The organism is Herbidospora mongoliensis (assembly GCF_001570545.1).
Classification (GTDB): Bacteria; Actinomycetota; Actinomycetes; order Streptosporangiales; family Streptosporangiaceae; genus Herbidospora; species Herbidospora mongoliensis.
In genome coordinates this window covers 183,150-200,335 of record NZ_BBXD01000023.1, presented here as the reverse complement: position 1 = coordinate 200,335, position 17,186 = coordinate 183,150, and the positions used below count along the sequence as shown (strand labels likewise).

Below are 17,186 nucleotides of genomic sequence, written 5' to 3'. Positions count from 1 at the left end.
GTCAGGGCCCTACGGGCCGGGTGACCCAGACGCGGAAGCGTGCCTGGGCCTGGCGGATGTTGGGGGTCTGGTTGCCGCTGGTCTTGCGCACGCCGTCGGCCAGGTGCGCGATGCTGACCAGCTCCCAGCCCTCGATGGGGAAGCGCTGCCGGTGCAGCAGGTCGACGACGGCGGCGATCATGAGGCTGGCCTGGCGGTTGCCCTTGTAGCCCGACCAGGCGTTGATCGTGACGATGACCTCGTACTCCTGGGAACCGTGCGTGCCCATCGCCTTCTCGGTCAGCTCGCCGAACGCGAGGTAGGGCACCTCGGCCCGCTCGGGCGGCTCGTCGTACAGACCGGTCACCTCTGCCAGCGGCTCGGTGGTCGCGGCCTGCACGGTCGGGTTGACGTGGCTGAAGATCGCCTGTTGGACCGGCCAGAGCGCGCTCACTCGGGCAGCCACCTGTCGATGGCCCGGCGGGTGATCTCCTCGATCTGGGCGTCGCCGAGCTCGGCCGCCGGCTCGATGTACGGCTCGGCCGTGATCGATTCGGTGCCCTTCTCGGGGAAGACGCCGTAGAAGCCCCGCTTGTCGAACACACCGACCTGCGCGGCCATCGCCGTGCGGGAGACCTTCTGGCCGATGTGGTCGCGCAGGAACCCGGTGTCGACCGGCGCCAGCTCTTGCGCGTAGGCCTGGACGACGTTGGCCCACTCCTGGGCGACCTCGGCACCGGCCCCGTCGATGTCGTTGAACATGCGGTAGACCTGCCGGCGGAGCGCGCGGCCGTCGACCTTGACGTCCATCACAGCGGTTCCTCTCCCTGCCGTTCGCGGCAGTCGGCCCGTAGGTAGACCGGCTTGGAGGGCCGGTAGACGAACGTGACCACCAGGGCCAGGCCGTCGACGTCGAGGCGATCGCCGCGGCGTACGTCGTCACCGGGTTCGAAGTAGACGGGGTGCTTCAAGTCGGCGCCGTCGGCGCCGGCCTGCTCGCGCTCGATCGCGACGGGCTGGTCGCGCTTGCACGGCAGCGGGTCCAGGTCGACCCACTCCGAGGAGGTGCCGCCCCCGCCGTCGGCCGTGGTGTCGAGGCGGGAGCGGGCCGCCGTGGTGGTGAGCAGGTGGCCGATCACGTACGCGCCCGGTAGGTCGAGATGGCGTTGATCTCCTGGGTGGTCAGCGCGATCCCGGCGACCTTCCAGGCGGCCTGCCAGTCGCCGAGCCGCTCGCTGACCTTGCCGGAGAAGTTGTCCCACGCGCTGACGGCCATGCGCAGGCACGGGGCGCGGGCGCCGTCCGGGATCGGGTCGTACCCGGCGGAGAGGGTGATGATGATCGACTGCTCCCAGCGGGGCCAGCAGCCGCGCCGGAGGGTCATGATCCCGGCGGTGCTCCACCGGTAGTCGGCCGGGTAGGACAGGTCGGTCGCCGCGTCGTCCTGGTCCAGCACGGTCACCGCCGTCACCTCGGTGACCGGCCAGCGCGGCAGCAGCAGGCGCACGCCGCCGGGCCCGTCGAGGGTGAACGTCTCGGTGGTGAGGGCCAGGTGCTGGCCGAGCTCGCGGTCGATCTCGCCGGTGGCGAGGTTGAGCAGCAGCTCGGCGCGCTCGCGCTCGGCGTCGGTGAACCCGGTGACGGGCTCGCGGCCGAGCGCGGTCGCGAGCTCGTCGACGGAGGCGTACGACGGCACCAGCTACTCCGGCTTCTTCTCCGGAGTCGGCGACTGCTGCGGGTTGGCCCCGCCGGTCTCGCCGGTCTCGCCGGTCGTCTTCTTCGGGACGGTCTTACGAGGGCGGACGGGGCGCGCCGGCTCGTCGACGGGCCGGGTTCGGATCCCGTCGCGCGGGCCGTCGACGGCTCTTGCGGCGCCGTCGCGGATCAGCTTCTCGGCGGTGTCGTTCGGGAACTGGGCGCGCTCGCCCGGCGCGATGCTGCGCTCGGCGTCGGCGTGCTGCACGATCATCTCCACCCACATGGGCCTGCTCCATTCGTCTTTCGGGATGGTGGCCCGCGGCCGGGTACGGGGAAGCCCCGGCCGCGGGTTGATTGGGCGCCCGGTCAGGCACGGTTAGGTGACGGGCCGCTTGCGGCTGCCGTTGCGCAGCACGATCGCGTCGGCGATAAGGGCGGGCGTGGTGCCGACCTTGGCGGTGATGGCCACGCGGATGTACCGCTTGATGCCCAAGTAGCCGATCACGTGCAGCTGCTCGTCGTTCGCGGCCGCGACGACGGGCTCGGCCCCGTCCAGGAAGGCGTCGGCGACGGCCGTGAACGTGGCGTTGTCGTCGGAGTCCTGCACCTCGAAGGTCTGGCTCGGGCTGGCCGAGCCGCCGATGGTGCCGACGTTGATGAGGACCAGCGCGCCGTTGTAGCCGGAGAGGTCGACGCCGGTCCCGTTGATGGGCAGCGAGGGGTCGGAACGGTTGGCGGGCGGCAGGCTGACGACGGCCGCGATGTTGTTTCTCAGGTCGCGCATCGACATGAGCGAGAGTCCCTTCTGGGGTTAGGCGACGATCTTGAGGCGGACGAACGGCTCCTCGTAGATCGGCATCCCGTCGCCCTCCAGGCGGCCGATGAAGCCGATGAGGTTCTGCTCGGCGTAGAGCTCGACCAGGCGTTTGACCGTCATGTCCAGGGCGTCGACGATCCAGTAGTAGGAGAAGTCGCCGATCATGCCGACGTAGGAGCCGTCGGTGTAGGTGCTGGGCACCCACTCCGACAGGACGTAGGGCACTTCGAGGATGGTCGGCGGCCGGTCGTTCACCAGGCCCGGCTGCCAGATGAACTGGCCGGTGCCGGGGCCGGCGCCGTCGTCGGTGCGGATCTTGCGGATCCGGGCGATGGTGTTGCGGTGGAACAGCCACCGGGCGCGCGTGTGGTAGCCGGCCTTGAGGGTGTACTTGGCGTCGATCAGGCCCTCGGGCGAGATGTCCCACTGGTCGGCCGAGATGTCGCCCACCGTGACGTCGCGGTTGGTCGAGATGCCTTGGGAGCTGGCGGTGAACAGGCCGAGCGGCTTCTTGTTGCCGTTGCCCGTCATGTAGGCCTTCTCCATGGTCAACGCGAACTTGTAGCGCAGGCGCTCCCGGACGAGGGTCTCGGGGTTGATGGCCGCCTTCCGCAGCAGCGTGTCGGAGATCTTGACGCGCTTGGCGATCGGGTTGGGCGACAGCTCGCGGCCACCGAGGCGGATCGAGTCGTCGTCGCTGCCGGTGGCCAGCTCGGTGGTCCACTCGGCGTCGGTCAGGTCCTGGTCCAGCGTGGGGACGCCCAGGCTCTCGCCCGTGGTGAGCTGCATGACCGTGGCCAGCTCGCGGAACGGCAGGTCGTCGTCCAGACCCTGGATCAGGTCGGCCACCCACTGCTGCGGGGCGACCAGGTAGCCGCCCTGCGGGTCGTTGCCCATGTTCAGGGCGCGGGCCATGTCGGGGGTCAAGCTCGCACGGCCGCCGCGCAGGAACGCGCCGAACGCAGCCGCCTGGCGCTCCTGCTCGGTGCCCTGGCCCAGCTGCGGGTCGGGCTTGGGCGGGTTGGCGCCGGCGATCCGCCTTTCCTGCTCGCGGAGGCCCTCCTCGCGGGTGATCGTGCGCTCCAGGCCGTCCGCATCGGCCATGAGCTTGTCGAACTTGGTCTCCTCTTCGCCCGTCATGGAGCGCTGAGCCGTCTCGACTTCCTCCATGAGCGCGCGAGCTTCGTTGACCAGCGCGCCGCGCTTCTGCTTCAAGGCGTTGATGTCCACGCCTCTCCTCCCTCTTCGTGATGCGGGCAGCCGCCAACGCAGGACCCGGCGGGCCCTGTGGCGGAAGTTGGTTAGGTCAGACCTTCAGCGAGGCCTCGGCCAGGCGCAGACGTCGCGCCCGGTCGATGGCCGCCGCGCCAGGCGCGACGGTCGTGGGGGTGAGCAGCTGCTCCAGCGCGGTGATCGCGTTGCGTACGGCGGCCGGGTCGACCGGGCCGGAGAGCGCGCCGAGCCCTGCGGGGCCGAGCGCCCGGGCCAGCGCGGCCACGCCCGCCCGGTCAGGGTCGGCGATGGCGTTGGGGTCCATCGGGAGCGGCACCACCGAGATCTCGTAGAGCTCCCAGCGCTCGGGCACCCCAGCGTCGTCGATGTTGTTGACGCCGAACCCGATGGAGACGGCGTTCAGGAACCGGCCGCGGATCTTCCGGTCGACGGTTCGCGCGAACTCGTCCTCCAGGTCGAAGACGAGCTCGGTCCGCAGCGCGTCGCCGTCGGTCCGGACGTTCTCGGCCCGGCCGATCGGCAGGGCGTCGCGTCCCCAGTACTCGTGGTCGTACATCACCACGGGATTGGCGATGTACCGGTCGAGGTCGACGCCGGACATCTGCAGGTTCAGCCCGTCGGCTTTCTGGCCGGCAGTGGCGGCCACGAACGGGATAGGGCCCTCGCCGGTCGCGCGCGCCAGGTCGGCGAAGCCCCGGAGGTGCACAGTCTTCATGATCACTCCTCAGGCGGGCACCAGCTGGCAGTCGCAGCCGGGGTGGAGAGGCGGGTGGTGGATCGCTCGCGGGGGCGAGAGCTTCTGACCGTCCGGGCCGTCCAGCTCGGACCCGGCCGGTACGAACGGATCGTCGATGGGCACGGTGGTGCCATCGAGGGGGCCGCAGTAGCCGCAGTCGTCCGTGCCGAAGGTCACCCAGCGCACCGCGCGCACGCCGGCGGCCTTCCACGTCTCGCGCGCCGAGCCGTTGGCCAGCTGGACGCGCTGCCACGCGGCGATGCGGCCGGGCCGCTCGGTGACCCACTTGGCCAGCCGGGCGAGCACGGCGGCGGCAGGGGAGTCGGCGTCCAGCTGGGCGGTCAGCTGGCCGAGCTCGGAGGCGATCCGGTACGCGGCGTGCGAGGCGACGTACTGGGCCACCCACTGCTGCAGGTCCACCGCGGCGTCGTGGGCGACGTCGGCGGCGGCGTCTTCGGAGATCGCGGCCGCGAACTCCCCGAACAGCGGCATCCACGCCTCGGTCGTGCGCTCCAGGATGGCGCCCCGGTAGAGCTCCTCCAGCGCGGCCAGGAACCGGGTCTTGGAGGTGACCGCGCCGGTGAGGTGCTTCTCGACCAGCTCGGTGACGCGTTCCTGCTCTAGGTCGGCCAGCTTCACGTCGGCGGCCTCGATCAGCGCGGCGTACCGGTCGGCGATCTGCTGGCGCACCTCCACACCACGGCCCCACAGACGTAGCCGGCGCGGCTCGTCCGGGTCGTCGGGGTCGGGGGCCGGGGCGGGAGGTTCCGGCGCCGGTGCCGGGGTGGGCGCCTTCTTGGCCGCCTCGATCTCCTTCGGGCTCTGCGCGGGGACCATGTTGAGCGGGACCAGGTACACCTCGCCGCGGCCGTCGGGCAGCGGGTTGCGGTTCTCCATCTCGCCGACGTCGTCGGCGCTCAGCCAGCCCCAGTTCCGGCCGATCGCGTACGCCTCGTAGCGGCTCTTGATGTCGCCGCGCAGCAGGGCGTCGACCAGGTGCTCGCTGAAGTAGCGGCCACGCTCGGCCGAGGTGAGCAGCCGGGTGAGGATGCCGCCTTCCCACCGGACCAGCCAGATGCGCAGGGCCGAGGTGACGTAGTCGAGCGCCTGGTGCTCGATGTTGGTGTACGTCGCGTGCTCGAGGTCGCCGATCTTGTGGGGCGGCAGGCGCAGCCAGCGCGCCATGTCGGTCACGCCGAACCGGCGGGTCTCTAGGAACTGGGCGTCCTCCGGCGGGATGCCGATGGTCTGCCACTCCATGCCCTCTTCGAGGATCGCGACCCGCTGGGAGTTGTCCAGGCCGCGGTGCATGTTCTCCCAGTCGGCGCGCAGCCGCTTGGAGGCGGGTTCGCCGAGGGTCTTGGGCGTCTTCAGCACGCCCGAGGGCCGGGCCCCGTTGGAGAAGAGCGCGGCGCCGTACCGTTCGGTGGCCAGGCCCAGGCCGATGCTCTGGCGGGCCAGGCCGACGAGGCTGTACCCCTCGATGCCGTTGCCGCCCAGGCCGTGGATGTGAAGGACCTCGTCAGGGTGCAGCATCGTGTAAATGCCGTTCACATCGTCGGTGTAGCGGTACATCAGCCGCATGACGCCGGGCCCGGTCCGGGTGATCTCCGGCTTGATCCGGTCGGGGCGTAGCGGCCAGAGCTCTTCGACGTGGCCGCCGCCGTTGCGCACGATGTTGGCGAAGCCGCCCTTCCAGGTCATGACGTGGCCCTGCAGGGTCTCCCGCAGGGTCACCGAGCTCATGTAAGGGTTGGGCTGGTCGTGCAGCACGCTGTAGAGCGGGTGATCGGTCGCGCGGCGCTTGCCCCGGCTCAGCCGCTCGTAGGTGATGAGCGGCAGGCTGGCCAGGTCCTCGGCGATGACCCGCACGCCGGCGAAGAACGGGCTGTAGTGGAGCGCGGTCTCCTCCGACACGTAGATGCCGGCGTTGGTGGCCACCCCGCCCGCCCACCAGTCCTCGGCCCATTGCTCGGGCGTGGCCAGCCCGCTGGGCTTCATGACCGAGGCGCGCGAGGACCGTACCGCGGACCGGACCAGACCCACCTCAGGCCCCCCGGATCGAGGTCGGGCGGCGGACCGGTTCGACGAGCTCGCCGTCGACCACCGGATCGAGCACGGACGCGGACGCGTTCCGGGCGCCGGCGATGCCCAGCGCGAGCACCAGGGCGCCGATGACGGTCAGGGCCGGGCCCGGGCCGAACCACACCACCAGCCCGACGGCCAGGATCAGCACGCCGCCGGTGCAGACGGCGTCCCACAGGTCCAGCCCCAGCCGGACCCACCCGTCGACGAGCACCTCCCATCGACTGGGGGCCTGCTCTTCCTGCTCAGGTTCCTGCTCGGCCATCTCGCCTCCCCTCACAGCACGGTCAGACCGCGCGTCTCGTAGATGGACAGGCCGGGCGCCCGCCGCCGGGCGTCGATGCCGTACAGCAGCGTGATCATGCCGTCGATCCGCTTGCCGGTCTTGTCGCGGTTGGGCTTGACCGGCCGGAGGCGCTCGGGGTCGTCGACCGGGCTCTTGGCCTCAAGGTTGTCGGCCATCCACCGGGCCACCGGGTTCCCGCCGTGGAGAAACTCGCCGTCGTGGGCCTTGAGCAGGCGGCTGAGCTCCTTCATGGGGTCGGTCATGCGGTCGTAGGTGGTGTTGCTCTCGTACATGGTCAGCCCGGTGCGCTTCTCGATCTCCTGGCGGACGGGCTCGCCGGTCCACTTGTCGTAGGTGATGTCGGCGATCCGGAACCGCAGGTGCTCCTCCTCGACCGCGTCGTAGACGGCGTCGTAGTCGATCGTGTCGCCGTCGGTCAGCTCGACCCACCCGTCGTCGACCCACTGGGAGAACTGGTTGTCGGTGTGCTCGTCGAGGACGGGCACGATCGCCTCGGGCGCCCAGAACCGCCACCAAACCCACCCGTTGTCGAACATGAAGCACAGGCTGGTGAGGTCGAGCCGGGAGCTGAGGTCCAGGCCGCCCCAGCACTTGCGCCCCTCGATGTGCGGGAGAATCCACTCCGGGTTCGGGGCGACCTCGCCGATGCACGCGTCCCACAGGTCCAGGGAGATGTAGCGGGTGACCTGCTGGACCCGGCAGTTCATCTGGAACTGAAGGAACCCGTTCTCCTTCATCTTGCTGCCCCGGGCCTCCAGGGCCTGCCGGCGTAGCGCGTCCCTCGACTTGAAGTCGTCCAGGGCCGGGTTGGGCCACTTCCAGTTCCGCTCGTCGTACGGGTCGCACGACACGGGCAGGTCCGGGTGCCCGGCGAAGATCCGTTGGAGCCGCTCCAGCGCCTCGGGCGTCCGGGGGGACTTCCTGACGAACGCGAAGACGTGCGGGGCGCGCTTGGGGTCCTCCTGGACTCGCTCGGCGTCGTCGATCAGCCCGGCACCGAAGGACGCCGAGTCGTTCGTCTCGGTCGTCGTGGAGAACATGAGCTCCTGCTCGCGGGCGCCCGCCGCGGTGGTCATCGCGGTCCAGAGCGACCCGTCCGGCTGGCTGAGGACCTCGTCCAGGCCGAACGAGTGCGGGTTGTGGCCGAGCTCGCCCTCAGCGTCCGACGTGATCACGCCGTAGTGGCTGTGGGACTTCTCGTCGACCAGCCGCTTGGCGTCCTTCATGTGGCGCAACCGGCCGCGCAACAACGGGCTGAGTTGGACCATGCGGACGGCGGGCTCGAAGACCTTGGCGGCCTGGTCCATGTCCTTGGCCGCGCTGTAGACCTCGGCGAACTCCTCGTCGTCGCCGACGAGCATGTACAGCTGGATCGCGGCGGCGATCTCGCTCTTGCCGTTCTTGCGGGCGACGACGATGTGGGCGATGCGGTAGCGGCGGACGTACCGCTCCCACTCGGCCGACCAGACCACCTCGCCGAACAGCGGCCGGGCGATCTCGTGCTCCTGCCAGAACCGCAGGATGAACGGCTTACGGCGGTGCGGGCCCTTGGTGTGGACCAGCAGCTCGGCGCAGAAGAGCACGAACTTGTCGGCGCGCGGCTCGCAGTAGTGCGCGCCCTTCTTCTCGCACGTCAGGCCGCGCAGCGTGAAGCCGCAGACGGGCCCCTTCCGGTCGGCCGGCCGCCAGCGCTTGTTGTGGTCCGGCGGCCGCCGCTCAGGTGAGGAGGTCCTCCGCCGGGTCACGATGGCCGCCCTTCCCGATCGACAGCTGGGCCCGGTCCGAGGGCGTCATGCCGAACCGTCCGCCCCAGCGGAGGATCTGCGCGTCAGCGTCGGCCAGCACGTACAGCCACGGGTTCTTGAATCGGCGCCAGATGATCTCGCCCTGAAAGTCGTTGGCCAGCTCGGCGTCGGGGTCGCCCGACGGCGGCAGGCGGACGTACTCGCCGGCCTTGGTGAGCAGCGGCACTTGGATGATCTCGCCCTCGGCCCGCAGCGCTTTGACCGCGGCCCGCCGGCGGACCACCGCGTCACACAGGATGGCGAAGGTCTCCACGTCCCACCCGGTGAGCACGCCCGAGCGCTCCAGGTCGGGAGCGTACTGGCGCCACACCGTACGGGCCGTCGGGCTGAGCCAGGCGGGCGGCTTGATGTCGACCTTGGACGGGACCGGCTCGTCGGTGTTGATCCTGTCCTTGCGGTCGCCGTGCAGCTGCCGGACGTTGGTCGGTTTGGGCGCTGGCCCGCGCTGTCCCACGGTGATCACCCCCTCACGATCGGCCGGAAACTCGGACCCCGAAACCTGTCACTCTCCCGAGCGACTCCCCCCCGCGCGTTCGCCAAGGGCCCCCTGGTGATCGAATGCCCCCTCCCCCGGGTCGACCGGGTCAAGGGCGCGGGGTTCGCTTGTTGCCGAATCCACCGTCGTGGCGTGCGGTCTTGCGGCTGTGGCACGAGGAGCACAGCGCCTGCAGGTTGGACTCCGCCCAGTTCGACTTGTTGCCGTCGATGTGGTCGACCTCGTCGGAGGGGGCTGCCTCGCAGGCCTCGCATACAGGTCGTTGCGCACGAATGCGTTCGGACACCTCACGCCATCGCCGCGTGTAGCCCTGAGCGTGTGAGCTGGGGCGGGGCTTGGCTGGGGTGCGTCTGGGTGGGTGCTGGTGCTCGCTGCAGCGCCCACCATTGGTGGCCTTAGCGCCGCATCCTGTGGCTGTGCAACGCCGTGGTGCACGCGTGGGCATCAGGGTGTGGTGGCTGGTGTGACCTGTCCCTCAACGTCCCTGTGGACGACGGCCCAGCAGCGGCCGCCGCCCAGGAGCCGGGTGACGATCTTGTATTCGGGCTTACAGGGGCATTCCCGGGTCAGGACGTGGTCGTATTCCTCGCCGATGGGGACGTCATGGCGCATGAGCAGCACCTCTCAGAAGACGTCGACCAGCCCCGCGCGGAAGACGGGCGTCGACTGGGTGGCGTTGACCCGGACCCACATGACCCAGGTTCCAGGAGTCAGTTCGAAGTCGGTGTCGGGCCCGACGTCGACGTAGGCCTGGGCGCCGGCCTTGGTGGTGGCGCCCCATCGGCCGGTCTTCCAGTCGCCGCCTGCGGGGTTGGCGTCGAGGGCGTCCAGGAGGGCGAACTCCACGGTGCCGGTCCCGTCAGCGCCCTTGATCAGGGAGCCGATCGGGACCTTCGAGAGGGAGGAGATCGGATCCATGGCTCTCCTCAGGGGGTGAGGCTGGGCTCGCCGGCGGCCCAGTCGGTGAACGGCGGCCCGGCGGCCCAGTCGATGAAGGGCTCGCCGGCGGCCCAGTCGGTGAACGGGGGTCCGGCTGCGGTGGGCCGGGCGCGGGTCTTGATGGCCGTGATCGGCAGGGCGACGTCGGTCTCGGCGGCGGTGTTGATGCGGTCGTCGAGCAGGACCAGGGCTCGGTCGCGCTCGATGGCCACGCCGAGGACGACGCGCTTGACCGCCCGGATCGGGAGCGCGATCTCCTCGACCGCGGCGAGGCCGAGGATGACCCGTTTGGCCGGCCGGATCGGAAGGGCGACGTCGGCCTCGGCGACCTGGTCGGCGTGAGCTCGCTTGGCTGGCCGGATGGGCAGCGCCAGGTCGTCCTCAACGGCGACCGGAAGGGAACTGGAGTTGCTGCCGGTGACGGCGAGGGCCAGGTCGCCCTCGATGGCCACGCCGAGCCGGACCCGCTTGACCGCCCGGATCGGGAGCGCGATCTCCTCGACCGTGGCCACGCCGAGGACAACGCGTTTGACCGGTTGGATCGGAAGGGCGACGTCGGCCTCGGCCGCCGTGTTGGCGATGGCGGCTTTCCCAGCCTTGGGCGGGCGGGAGACTGCGACTCGGGAGGGGAAGCCGCGGCCGAATCGTGCCACCGGTTGTCCTCCTTACCAGAGGCTGGCGCGGCGGCCGGCCACGCTGAGACCGGGGTTGAGAGGCCGCCGTGGGGTGGGCGGCATCAGGCCGTAGCTGGCGACCACCCATTGGGTGTGGAAGCCGCCGCTGGTGGTGAGGCTGGACACCTGGAACTCGGCGGACCCGGGGCCCGGGAGCGGGACCGAGGTGAAGTCGGCGTAGTTCTGGGTGCCGCTGGCGGTGAAGTCCCGGCGTAGGTCGTGGCTGTAGACGGCGGCGTTCAGGGGGTTGCCGGCCTTGCACAGCCCGAAGACCCAGCCCTCCAGCGCGGCGGGGATGGTCTCGGTCACGATGAGGCTGGAGGGTGAGTTGCTGCCGTTGGCGCCCTCGGTCAGCAGGGCCCAGGGCGGCATCTGGTAGGCGGTGGCCATCACGCGGGTGTCGGCGGAGGCCAGCGTCAGAGCGAGCGAGGTGTCTCCGGAAGCGGCGATCTTGGAGTAGATGCCGCGTGAGCTGTCGCCGGCATCTCGGACCCAGCCGCCGCTGAAGGAGTTGACCGCGACGTGGGTGTTGACCGCGACGACCAGGCGGCGGCCCGGGATGACTCCCGACCACGAGATCGTCTGGCTGGTCGAGGACGGGCCGCTGCTCATGGTCGTCAGGACCGTCGGGGTGTCCGCGAAGAACTCGACCGTGTCGATCCAGGCGGTGTCGGAGCCGCCGATGGAGCCGGAGTCCTTGACGTACCGGAAGGTGATCGTGCTTCCGGGGGTTACGGGGATGATCGGTGTCTGGGCCCAGCCGAGCTCGCCGCTGACCTCGAAGACGACGTTGGAGCCGACCAGGAAGCGCAGGAAGTCCCAGGTGGCCTCGGAGCTGACGCGCCACTTGAAGCGCACGCCCGTCGCGCCGGCGGGGAGGGTGACCACCGCGTCGGATGTGCCGTTGTCGGAGGTGGCGGGGGCCTTGTAGGACCATGAGCCGTCGCCCGCCGTGGTGTTGACCCGGGTCCAGCTGCCGGTGACGGAGAAGGCCAGGCTGGCGTCTTCGAAGTCCTCGGTGACCAGGAGTACGGGCATGGTGCTACGCCTGCGGGACCGGCGGCCGCCAGAGGACCTCGCCGTTCTCGGCGATGATGTGCACCGGCGCGCTGGAGTAGTCGCCAGAGGCCACGCACAGGGCCAGGTCGTGCTCGGCCTGGGCGAGTGCCGATTCGTAGTCCGCGTAGTGGGCCTTGCGGGTGTTGTGGTCGACCGAGTCGTGCCAGTTCCACACGAGCCAGACCATCAGCCCTCCTCGACTTCGACGTAGCCCTGGACGTTGCAGGCAGCGGGGGCGGTGCAGCGCACGACGTAAGCCTGTCCGCTGGTGGTCTGCTGCGGTTCGCGGCCGAGGGGGAATTGCCAGGTGCGGCCGGTCTGGGGGTGGACGAGCCAGCGCTTGATGACGGTGAGGACGGTCGGTTCGGCGGTGAAGTTTCTTTTGCCGGTGCCCTGGGCGGTCCGAGGGGTGCCGCCGGCGGTCTGCACGGTGTGGGAGGTCGCGGTCCCGGCGCCGGCCTCGGTCGACTTGCACAGCTCGACCGTGACGGCCTCGGCGGTCGGGGAGGTGCCGTCGAACCCGATCTCGAGTTCGATGATCTTGAAGGGTGCGTTGCTGCCCGCGATGTAGGACAGGACGGTCTTCGCGGTCGCGGCCGACAGGGCGATGTCGCCGTTGGTGTCGACGGTGTATGTGGTCATGGCCGCCTACGCGGGTTCCTGGGCGCGGAAGAAGCCGCCCGCGTTGATCTGGGCCAGGACGTCGGTGCCGTCCGGCTCGATGGCGAAGTCCTGACAGGTCATCGGGATGATGGCCGTGTCGGCGCCGCCGGTGGTGTCCGGGTCGTACCCGATGACGAGCTTGGCCCAGTTGGTGCCGGCCAGGACCTCCAGCCAGACCTGATCGGGTATGTCGGTGGCCAGCCAGTCGTTGGCGTCATCCGGGGCCACCGCGTCCAGGTCAACGTCGGTCAGGACCTTCCGCACGTAGCCGGTGTTCGTGGGCTCGTTGGTGGTGCCGGCCAGGACCGCAGACAGCGTGTCCTTGTCCTTGAGCACCGCGTCGGTCTCCAGCCCGGTCACGGCCAGGACCGCGACCACCAGACCGCTGGTGGACGGATCGTTGTTCTTGACCCGCCAGACGAGCTCGCCCACTCTGCCTTTCGCGATGTTGAACACGAAGTCGGCCATGTCACCTCCAAGGGTTGAGGGTTCGGTCGGTCAGAGACCGACGTGGAGCTGGCCCACGCGGCGGACCGGCCGGCGGGAGCTGGGGCCGGTGAGGCGCACCCAGATGTCGTAGTCGCCGGCGGTGACCGCCAGCTGGGAGCCGGGGCCGATCAGGATGACGATGTCGGAGCCGTCCCAGGCCGCATCCTCGTACTCGTCGTCGTCGGGCTCGCGTCCGTAGCGGGTGGGCAGGCAGGCGACCTCGGCGGGCAGGCCGACGATGTTCCCTCCGGCGGGGATGACCATCTCCTCGGTGCTGCTGGCGGGCACGCGCACCGCTACCTCCTCCTGGGCGGGTCGAGGTCGAGAGGGCGCGGCCGGGGCTGGCCGAGCGCGAGCTCTCGCGCGGCGGGTCGGCCGAGATCGAGGGGGCGCGCTCTGGGCGGGCCGAGCACGACTTCCAGGGCGGTGTCTGGGGAGGTGCTGTTCGCGACGTCCGTGACGGCCAGGGCGTCGACGGCCGAGCGGGCCCAGTGCGTGGATGCCCGGGTCGCGGTGTCGGTGACCGCCAGCTCGTCGACGGCCGCGGCGGGGACCGTGAACAGCTGCTCGGCGAGGTCGGCCAGGGCCAGGCCGTCGGCGGCCGCGCGGGCGGTGGCGGCCGAGCGGGTCGTGGCGTCGACGGCGGTGGTCGTATCGCTGGCGGCCCGCCCGATGGTGAGGGCCGAGACGGCGACGTCGGCGACGGCCAGCTCGTCGGCGACGGCCCGGACGCGGAGCACGGAGGCCGCCGCGGTGTCGGCGATCGTGGCCGTGTCGGCGGCCGCGCGCTCCAGAGGCGCCGCGGTGGAAACGGTGTCGCCGGCCGTGACCGCGTCGGCGGCCGAGCGGGCGGTGGTGGTCGTGGGCGCGGCGACGTCGGCGACGGCCAGCTGGTCGACGAGAGCTCTGGGCGCGGTGCGGGATGCGACCGTCGCGTCGGTAGCCGTGAGCGTGTCGAGGGCGTCGCGGGCCAGCGGGGTCGACGCGGTCGAGGCTTCGTCGGCGACGGCCAGCGCGTCGGCGATCGAGCGGGCTTGGACGGCCGAGCCGGTCGCGGTGTCGGCGGCCGCCAGCGCGTCGCCGGCAGCGCGGGCGGCCGTGGTGGTCGACGCCGTGGTGTCGGTGGCCGCGATCGCGTCGGCGGCCGCGCGGTCAAGGGGCGCGGCGGCGGTCGAGACGGTGTCGCCGGCGGTCAGGGTGTCGCCGGCAGCGCGAGCGGTGGTCGTGGTCGACGCCGGGGCGTCGGTGGCCGCGATCGCGTCGGCGGCCGCGCGCTCCAGAGGCGCGGCCGAGGTCGAGACGGCGTCGTCGGCCGTGACCGTGTCGGCGATCGAGCGGGCTTGGACGGCCGAGCCGGTCGCGGTGTCGGCGGCCGCCAGGGCGTCGCCGGCAGCGCGGGCGGTGACCGTGGTCGACACTGCGGTGTCGGTGGCCGCGATCGCGTCGGCCGCGTCCAGGCCCTGGGTGACGAGGGCGGTCGCCTCGTCGGCGGCCGAGACGGTGTCGGCGGCTGCTCGCGCGGCGGTGGCCACGCCGGTGGACACGTCGGCCGAGGTGACGGTGTCGGATGCGGCGCGGGCCAGCGTAACCGAGCGCGTCACGGCGTCGGCCGCGGTGAGGGTGTCGGCCGCGTCGCGTTCGGCCGGGCCGCCGCCGCCGTCGTCGGCGGCGAGCAGCGCCAGGGACGCGGTGACGACGCCGGAGGAGGAGACCGAGCACACCGACGCGGGCGGGGTGACGGGGACGGTCGCGGGGTTGACCGTGGCCAGGCCGTCGTCAGCGGCCTCGGTGATGGTGCCGCCGGACCCGTTGGCGAGGGCGAGCGTGTCGCCTCGCTCGGTGTAGCCGGACGGCGGGGTCACGTTGTTCGACCCGGTCGACTGGCGCTCGCCCAGGGCGGAGATGATGCTGCAGCCGTCGACGGTCGGGGTGACCGCCGGGTGGGTGTGGGTGGCGGTCGGGGTCGAGGTCTCCTGGCGGAAGGTCAGCGCGTCGAAGTAGCCGACGGGCGCCGCGCCTCGGTAGATCTCCAGAACGGCGGACTGGCGGTTGGTGCCGTTCATGACCAGCGGGATGTTGCCGCTCTCGCTGCCGGTGCACACCTTGTGGATGCACCGGAATCTGAGAGATCCCTGGGCGCTGTTCTGGCTCCCGCCCAGGGACCAGCCCGCCGGGTCGGTGACGGTGTTCCCGCTGGAGGAGGACCACCAGATGATGGCCACGTCGTCGGCGGCCGGGGCACCTCCGGCGGTGGGCCAGGCGACGTTGAGCGTCGCGGTGTTCCCGCCGGCGGTGTTACCCGAGACGTATTCGAGTCCCACGCAGCCCTCCCCGGTGAGGCGGCGTTAGGACAGGGTCACGGTCTGGGTGACGGTGAGCTGGTCGCCGCTGGCCGACAGGGTGGCGGTGGCGCCGAGCAGGGTCTCCCACACCATCGTGCCGGAGCTGCTCGCGTTGAAGATCCCGACCTTGGCGACCGTCACCGGCAGGGAGTCGGACCCGTTGGCCGTGAACGTCTTGGTCAGGGTGTAGGTCGCGGCGCCGCCGGTATGGGCGTAGGTGGCGGCCGCGCGGATCAGGCCGCCGCCGCCGGTGGTGATCTCGCCCGTGAGGGTGGTGTTCCCGGCCGAGGGTGCGGAGCTGTTGGCGGTCAGGGCCATGTACTCGGCGACGGCCGGGCGGCTGGCGGCCTTGCCGATGGAGTCGGCGATCATGTCGCGGCCGGCGGTGGTCAGCATGGTCAGGCCTCCGGGTCGGGGTCTCGGAGCTCACAGCCGTAGTGGTCGGCGAGCAGCTGGGCGAGGGCCGGATCGGTCGAGGCGACCCAGGCCGGCGCGGGGGCGTCGGAGTGCGCGGCCCAGACGCCCTTCGGGTGGGTGATGTCGGTCGCGGCGTCCAGCAGCGAGGCGTCCTCGCGGATGGCGACGACCGTGCAGCGCTTGCCGGGGAGGGCCTGCCGGTCGTCTTTGTGAACGGCCTGGCGGTTGCCGAGCCACACGTGGATGGGCATGGGGTGTACCTCCCGGGTGGGATCGCGGGCAGGCCGCACCCTCAAGAGCCCGCCCGCGACGAACATGGGAGCCTCACGAAGAGGCGGGGAAACGCGAAAGCCCGGCGCACGGCCGGGCTGCAGACATAGGGGTGGTAGGACGAATTAAGCCAGGTAAATAAGCTGATCGTCAACTGGCGGGCTGGCGAGAGCGGGTGGAGATCACGGCGGCGTGGGCCTGCAGGAGCTGTCCGATGTCGTAGACGGCCGGGGGCCGGCCGCGTCCGATCGTGCGGTGACCGATCGGGCTGAGCCCGAACAGCATGACGAGGGCGCGGACCTCGGGCCCCGTCATGGCGGGGTGGAGCATGGCGACGGCGTCTTCCAGGGTCCACCCCAACACGGTCATCAGGCCCAGTCCCTCCGGTAGGTCACCCGCCCATCGGCCCACTGGATCGTGGAGTCGCCGTTCAGGTTGCTCTTCACCAGTCTGCCTTCCGGACGATGATCTTCGCGGTCCCAGCAGTGCGGGTTGATGCACCGGATCCGCTGCTCCAGGCCCCGCATGCGCAGCCCGTAGGTCTGGCAGTACGGGCAGCTCGGCGGCACGGCGCCGTGCGGGACGGGGACCGGCACCCACGGCTCCTCCAGCCCGATGTCCCGGATCTGCCGGGCGGAGCGGATCCACCGCTCGATGATCCGCCGGGCGGCCGAGGCGGCCTCGCGCGGGACACCGTGAACCAGGTGGGTGATCGCGTTCAACGCCGCGGCGGTGTTCGCGTCGCTACCGCCGCGGCGTTGGCCGGGGTGGCCGGCGACGACCAAGCGGAGCGAGGCCTCCAGGCGGCGGGCCTCCTGATGGATGACCATGAGGACCATCCCGGCCTCGGGATGCCACGGCGCGGGCGACCCGCTCACCTTGTGGTGGGTGGTCGTCCCCCGTGAGGCGTCGCCCATCTGCTCGGGGAGGAGGGCCTCAACCTCTTCGAGCAGGTCTTGCAGCTCGGCGACCAGGGCGCCGATGTCGGTCTGGTCAGCCACTCAGTGCTCTGTAGATCATGCTGAGGTCCTATCGGTCGGCGCGCGGGACGGCGGCGATGTCGGGGACGTAGTCACCGGTGCGGAGCGCGGCGGGCGGGCCTCGGTGGCCGAGACACACCGGGGTCCAGGTGGGGTTACCGCGCACCCATAGCCATCCGGTCGAGGCCTGCCCGCAT

Annotated in this window: 26 protein-coding genes; all 26 read right to left on the bottom strand. The window is 71.1% G+C overall.

Annotated features, from left to right (window positions below):
- Position 1: 1 nt before the first annotated feature.
- Complete coding sequence (locus AW272_RS43640; RefSeq protein ID WP_066373975.1) at positions 2-433, bottom strand: DUF3168 domain-containing protein; 432 nt, start codon at positions 431-433, stop codon at positions 2-4.
- Entirely contained in the window at positions 430-789 is a 360-nt protein-coding gene (locus AW272_RS34440; protein ID WP_066373973.1) for an HK97-gp10 family putative phage morphogenesis protein, read from the bottom strand. Before AW272_RS34440 ends, AW272_RS43640 begins: the two co-directional genes overlap by 4 nt.
- The gene (locus tag AW272_RS34435) at positions 789-1,118 is read right to left on the bottom strand and encodes a head-tail adaptor protein (protein WP_066373972.1); all 330 of its coding nucleotides are present in this window, start codon (positions 1,116-1,118) and stop codon (positions 789-791) included. Before AW272_RS34435 ends, AW272_RS34440 begins: the two co-directional genes overlap by 1 nt.
- Positions 1,115-1,675, bottom strand: coding sequence for a head-tail connector protein (locus tag AW272_RS34430; RefSeq protein ID WP_066373967.1), 561 nt, complete (start codon positions 1,673-1,675; stop codon positions 1,115-1,117). Before AW272_RS34430 ends, AW272_RS34435 begins: the two co-directional genes overlap by 4 nt.
- A 3-nt stretch (positions 1,676-1,678) precedes the next feature.
- Entirely contained in the window at positions 1,679-1,960 is a 282-nt protein-coding gene (locus AW272_RS34425; RefSeq protein WP_066373966.1) for a hypothetical protein, read from the bottom strand.
- A 93-nt stretch (positions 1,961-2,053) separates the two neighbouring features.
- On the bottom strand, positions 2,054-2,461 hold the full coding sequence (locus AW272_RS34420) for a hypothetical protein (RefSeq protein ID WP_157519039.1): 408 nt from the start codon (positions 2,459-2,461) through the stop codon (positions 2,054-2,056).
- A gap of 27 nt (positions 2,462-2,488) precedes the next feature.
- Entirely contained in the window at positions 2,489-3,724 is a 1,236-nt protein-coding gene (locus tag AW272_RS34415; RefSeq protein ID WP_066373964.1) for a phage major capsid protein, read from the bottom strand.
- Positions 3,725-3,800: 76 nt separating this feature from the next.
- On the bottom strand, positions 3,801-4,442 hold the full coding sequence (locus AW272_RS34410; protein ID WP_157519037.1) for an HK97 family phage prohead protease: 642 nt from the start codon (positions 4,440-4,442) through the stop codon (positions 3,801-3,803).
- A gap of 9 nt (positions 4,443-4,451) precedes the next feature.
- Positions 4,452-6,509: a phage portal protein gene (locus AW272_RS34405; RefSeq protein WP_066373959.1), complete on the bottom strand. Its 2,058-nt coding sequence runs from the start codon at positions 6,507-6,509 to the stop codon at positions 4,452-4,454.
- Between the two features lies 1 nt (position 6,510).
- Positions 6,511-6,813: a hypothetical protein gene (locus AW272_RS34400; RefSeq protein ID WP_066373954.1), complete on the bottom strand. Its 303-nt coding sequence runs from the start codon at positions 6,811-6,813 to the stop codon at positions 6,511-6,513.
- An 11-nt stretch (positions 6,814-6,824) separates the two neighbouring features.
- Positions 6,825-8,600 (bottom strand): terminase large subunit, encoded by a 1,776-nt coding sequence (locus AW272_RS34395; RefSeq protein WP_169807681.1) that lies wholly within the window; start codon positions 8,598-8,600, stop codon positions 6,825-6,827.
- Entirely contained in the window at positions 8,572-9,123 is a 552-nt protein-coding gene (locus AW272_RS34390) for a phage terminase small subunit P27 family (protein WP_066373953.1), read from the bottom strand. Before AW272_RS34390 ends, AW272_RS34395 begins: the two co-directional genes overlap by 29 nt.
- A gap of 121 nt (positions 9,124-9,244) precedes the next feature.
- Complete coding sequence (locus tag AW272_RS44585) at positions 9,245-9,442, bottom strand: HNH endonuclease signature motif containing protein (RefSeq protein WP_218011156.1); 198 nt, start codon at positions 9,440-9,442, stop codon at positions 9,245-9,247.
- 158 nt (positions 9,443-9,600) lie between these two features.
- Entirely contained in the window at positions 9,601-9,768 is a 168-nt protein-coding gene (locus tag AW272_RS42735) for a hypothetical protein (protein ID WP_157519035.1), read from the bottom strand.
- Between the two features lie 12 nt (positions 9,769-9,780).
- Complete coding sequence (locus AW272_RS34385; RefSeq protein ID WP_066373952.1) at positions 9,781-10,074, bottom strand: hypothetical protein; 294 nt, start codon at positions 10,072-10,074, stop codon at positions 9,781-9,783.
- Positions 10,075-10,082: 8 nt separating this feature from the next.
- Entirely contained in the window at positions 10,083-10,748 is a 666-nt protein-coding gene (locus AW272_RS34380) for a hypothetical protein (protein WP_066373951.1), read from the bottom strand.
- Between the two features lie 12 nt (positions 10,749-10,760).
- Positions 10,761-11,807: a hypothetical protein gene (locus tag AW272_RS34375; RefSeq protein WP_066373950.1), complete on the bottom strand. Its 1,047-nt coding sequence runs from the start codon at positions 11,805-11,807 to the stop codon at positions 10,761-10,763.
- A gap of 4 nt (positions 11,808-11,811) precedes the next feature.
- The gene (locus AW272_RS34370) at positions 11,812-12,015 is read right to left on the bottom strand and encodes a hypothetical protein (protein WP_066373948.1); all 204 of its coding nucleotides are present in this window, start codon (positions 12,013-12,015) and stop codon (positions 11,812-11,814) included.
- A complete protein-coding gene (locus AW272_RS34365) occupies positions 12,015-12,470 on the bottom strand; it encodes a hypothetical protein (protein WP_066373946.1) in 456 nt (151 codons plus the stop codon). The genes AW272_RS34370 and AW272_RS34365 overlap by 1 nt, the downstream gene beginning before the upstream one ends.
- 6 nt (positions 12,471-12,476) lie before the next feature.
- A complete protein-coding gene (locus AW272_RS34360) occupies positions 12,477-12,959 on the bottom strand; it encodes a hypothetical protein (protein WP_066373944.1) in 483 nt (160 codons plus the stop codon).
- A gap of 30 nt (positions 12,960-12,989) precedes the next feature.
- Positions 12,990-13,274, bottom strand: a complete 285-nt coding sequence (locus AW272_RS34355) for a hypothetical protein (protein WP_066373943.1) — start codon at positions 13,272-13,274, stop codon at positions 12,990-12,992.
- 2 nt (positions 13,275-13,276) lie between these two features.
- The gene (locus AW272_RS34350; protein ID WP_066373942.1) at positions 13,277-15,301 is read right to left on the bottom strand and encodes a hypothetical protein; all 2,025 of its coding nucleotides are present in this window, start codon (positions 15,299-15,301) and stop codon (positions 13,277-13,279) included.
- Between the two features lie 24 nt (positions 15,302-15,325).
- On the bottom strand, positions 15,326-15,718 hold the full coding sequence (locus tag AW272_RS34345) for a hypothetical protein (RefSeq protein WP_066373941.1): 393 nt from the start codon (positions 15,716-15,718) through the stop codon (positions 15,326-15,328).
- Positions 15,719-15,720: 2 nt separating this feature from the next.
- Entirely contained in the window at positions 15,721-15,990 is a 270-nt protein-coding gene (locus AW272_RS34340; RefSeq protein ID WP_066373940.1) for a hypothetical protein, read from the bottom strand.
- A 169-nt stretch (positions 15,991-16,159) separates the two neighbouring features.
- A complete protein-coding gene (locus AW272_RS34335; RefSeq protein ID WP_066373938.1) occupies positions 16,160-16,378 on the bottom strand; it encodes a hypothetical protein in 219 nt (72 codons plus the stop codon).
- Positions 16,378-17,010 (bottom strand): hypothetical protein, encoded by a 633-nt coding sequence (locus AW272_RS34330; RefSeq protein ID WP_066373937.1) that lies wholly within the window; start codon positions 17,008-17,010, stop codon positions 16,378-16,380. The genes AW272_RS34335 and AW272_RS34330 overlap by 1 nt, the downstream gene beginning before the upstream one ends.
- Positions 17,011-17,186: the final 176 nt, after the last annotated feature.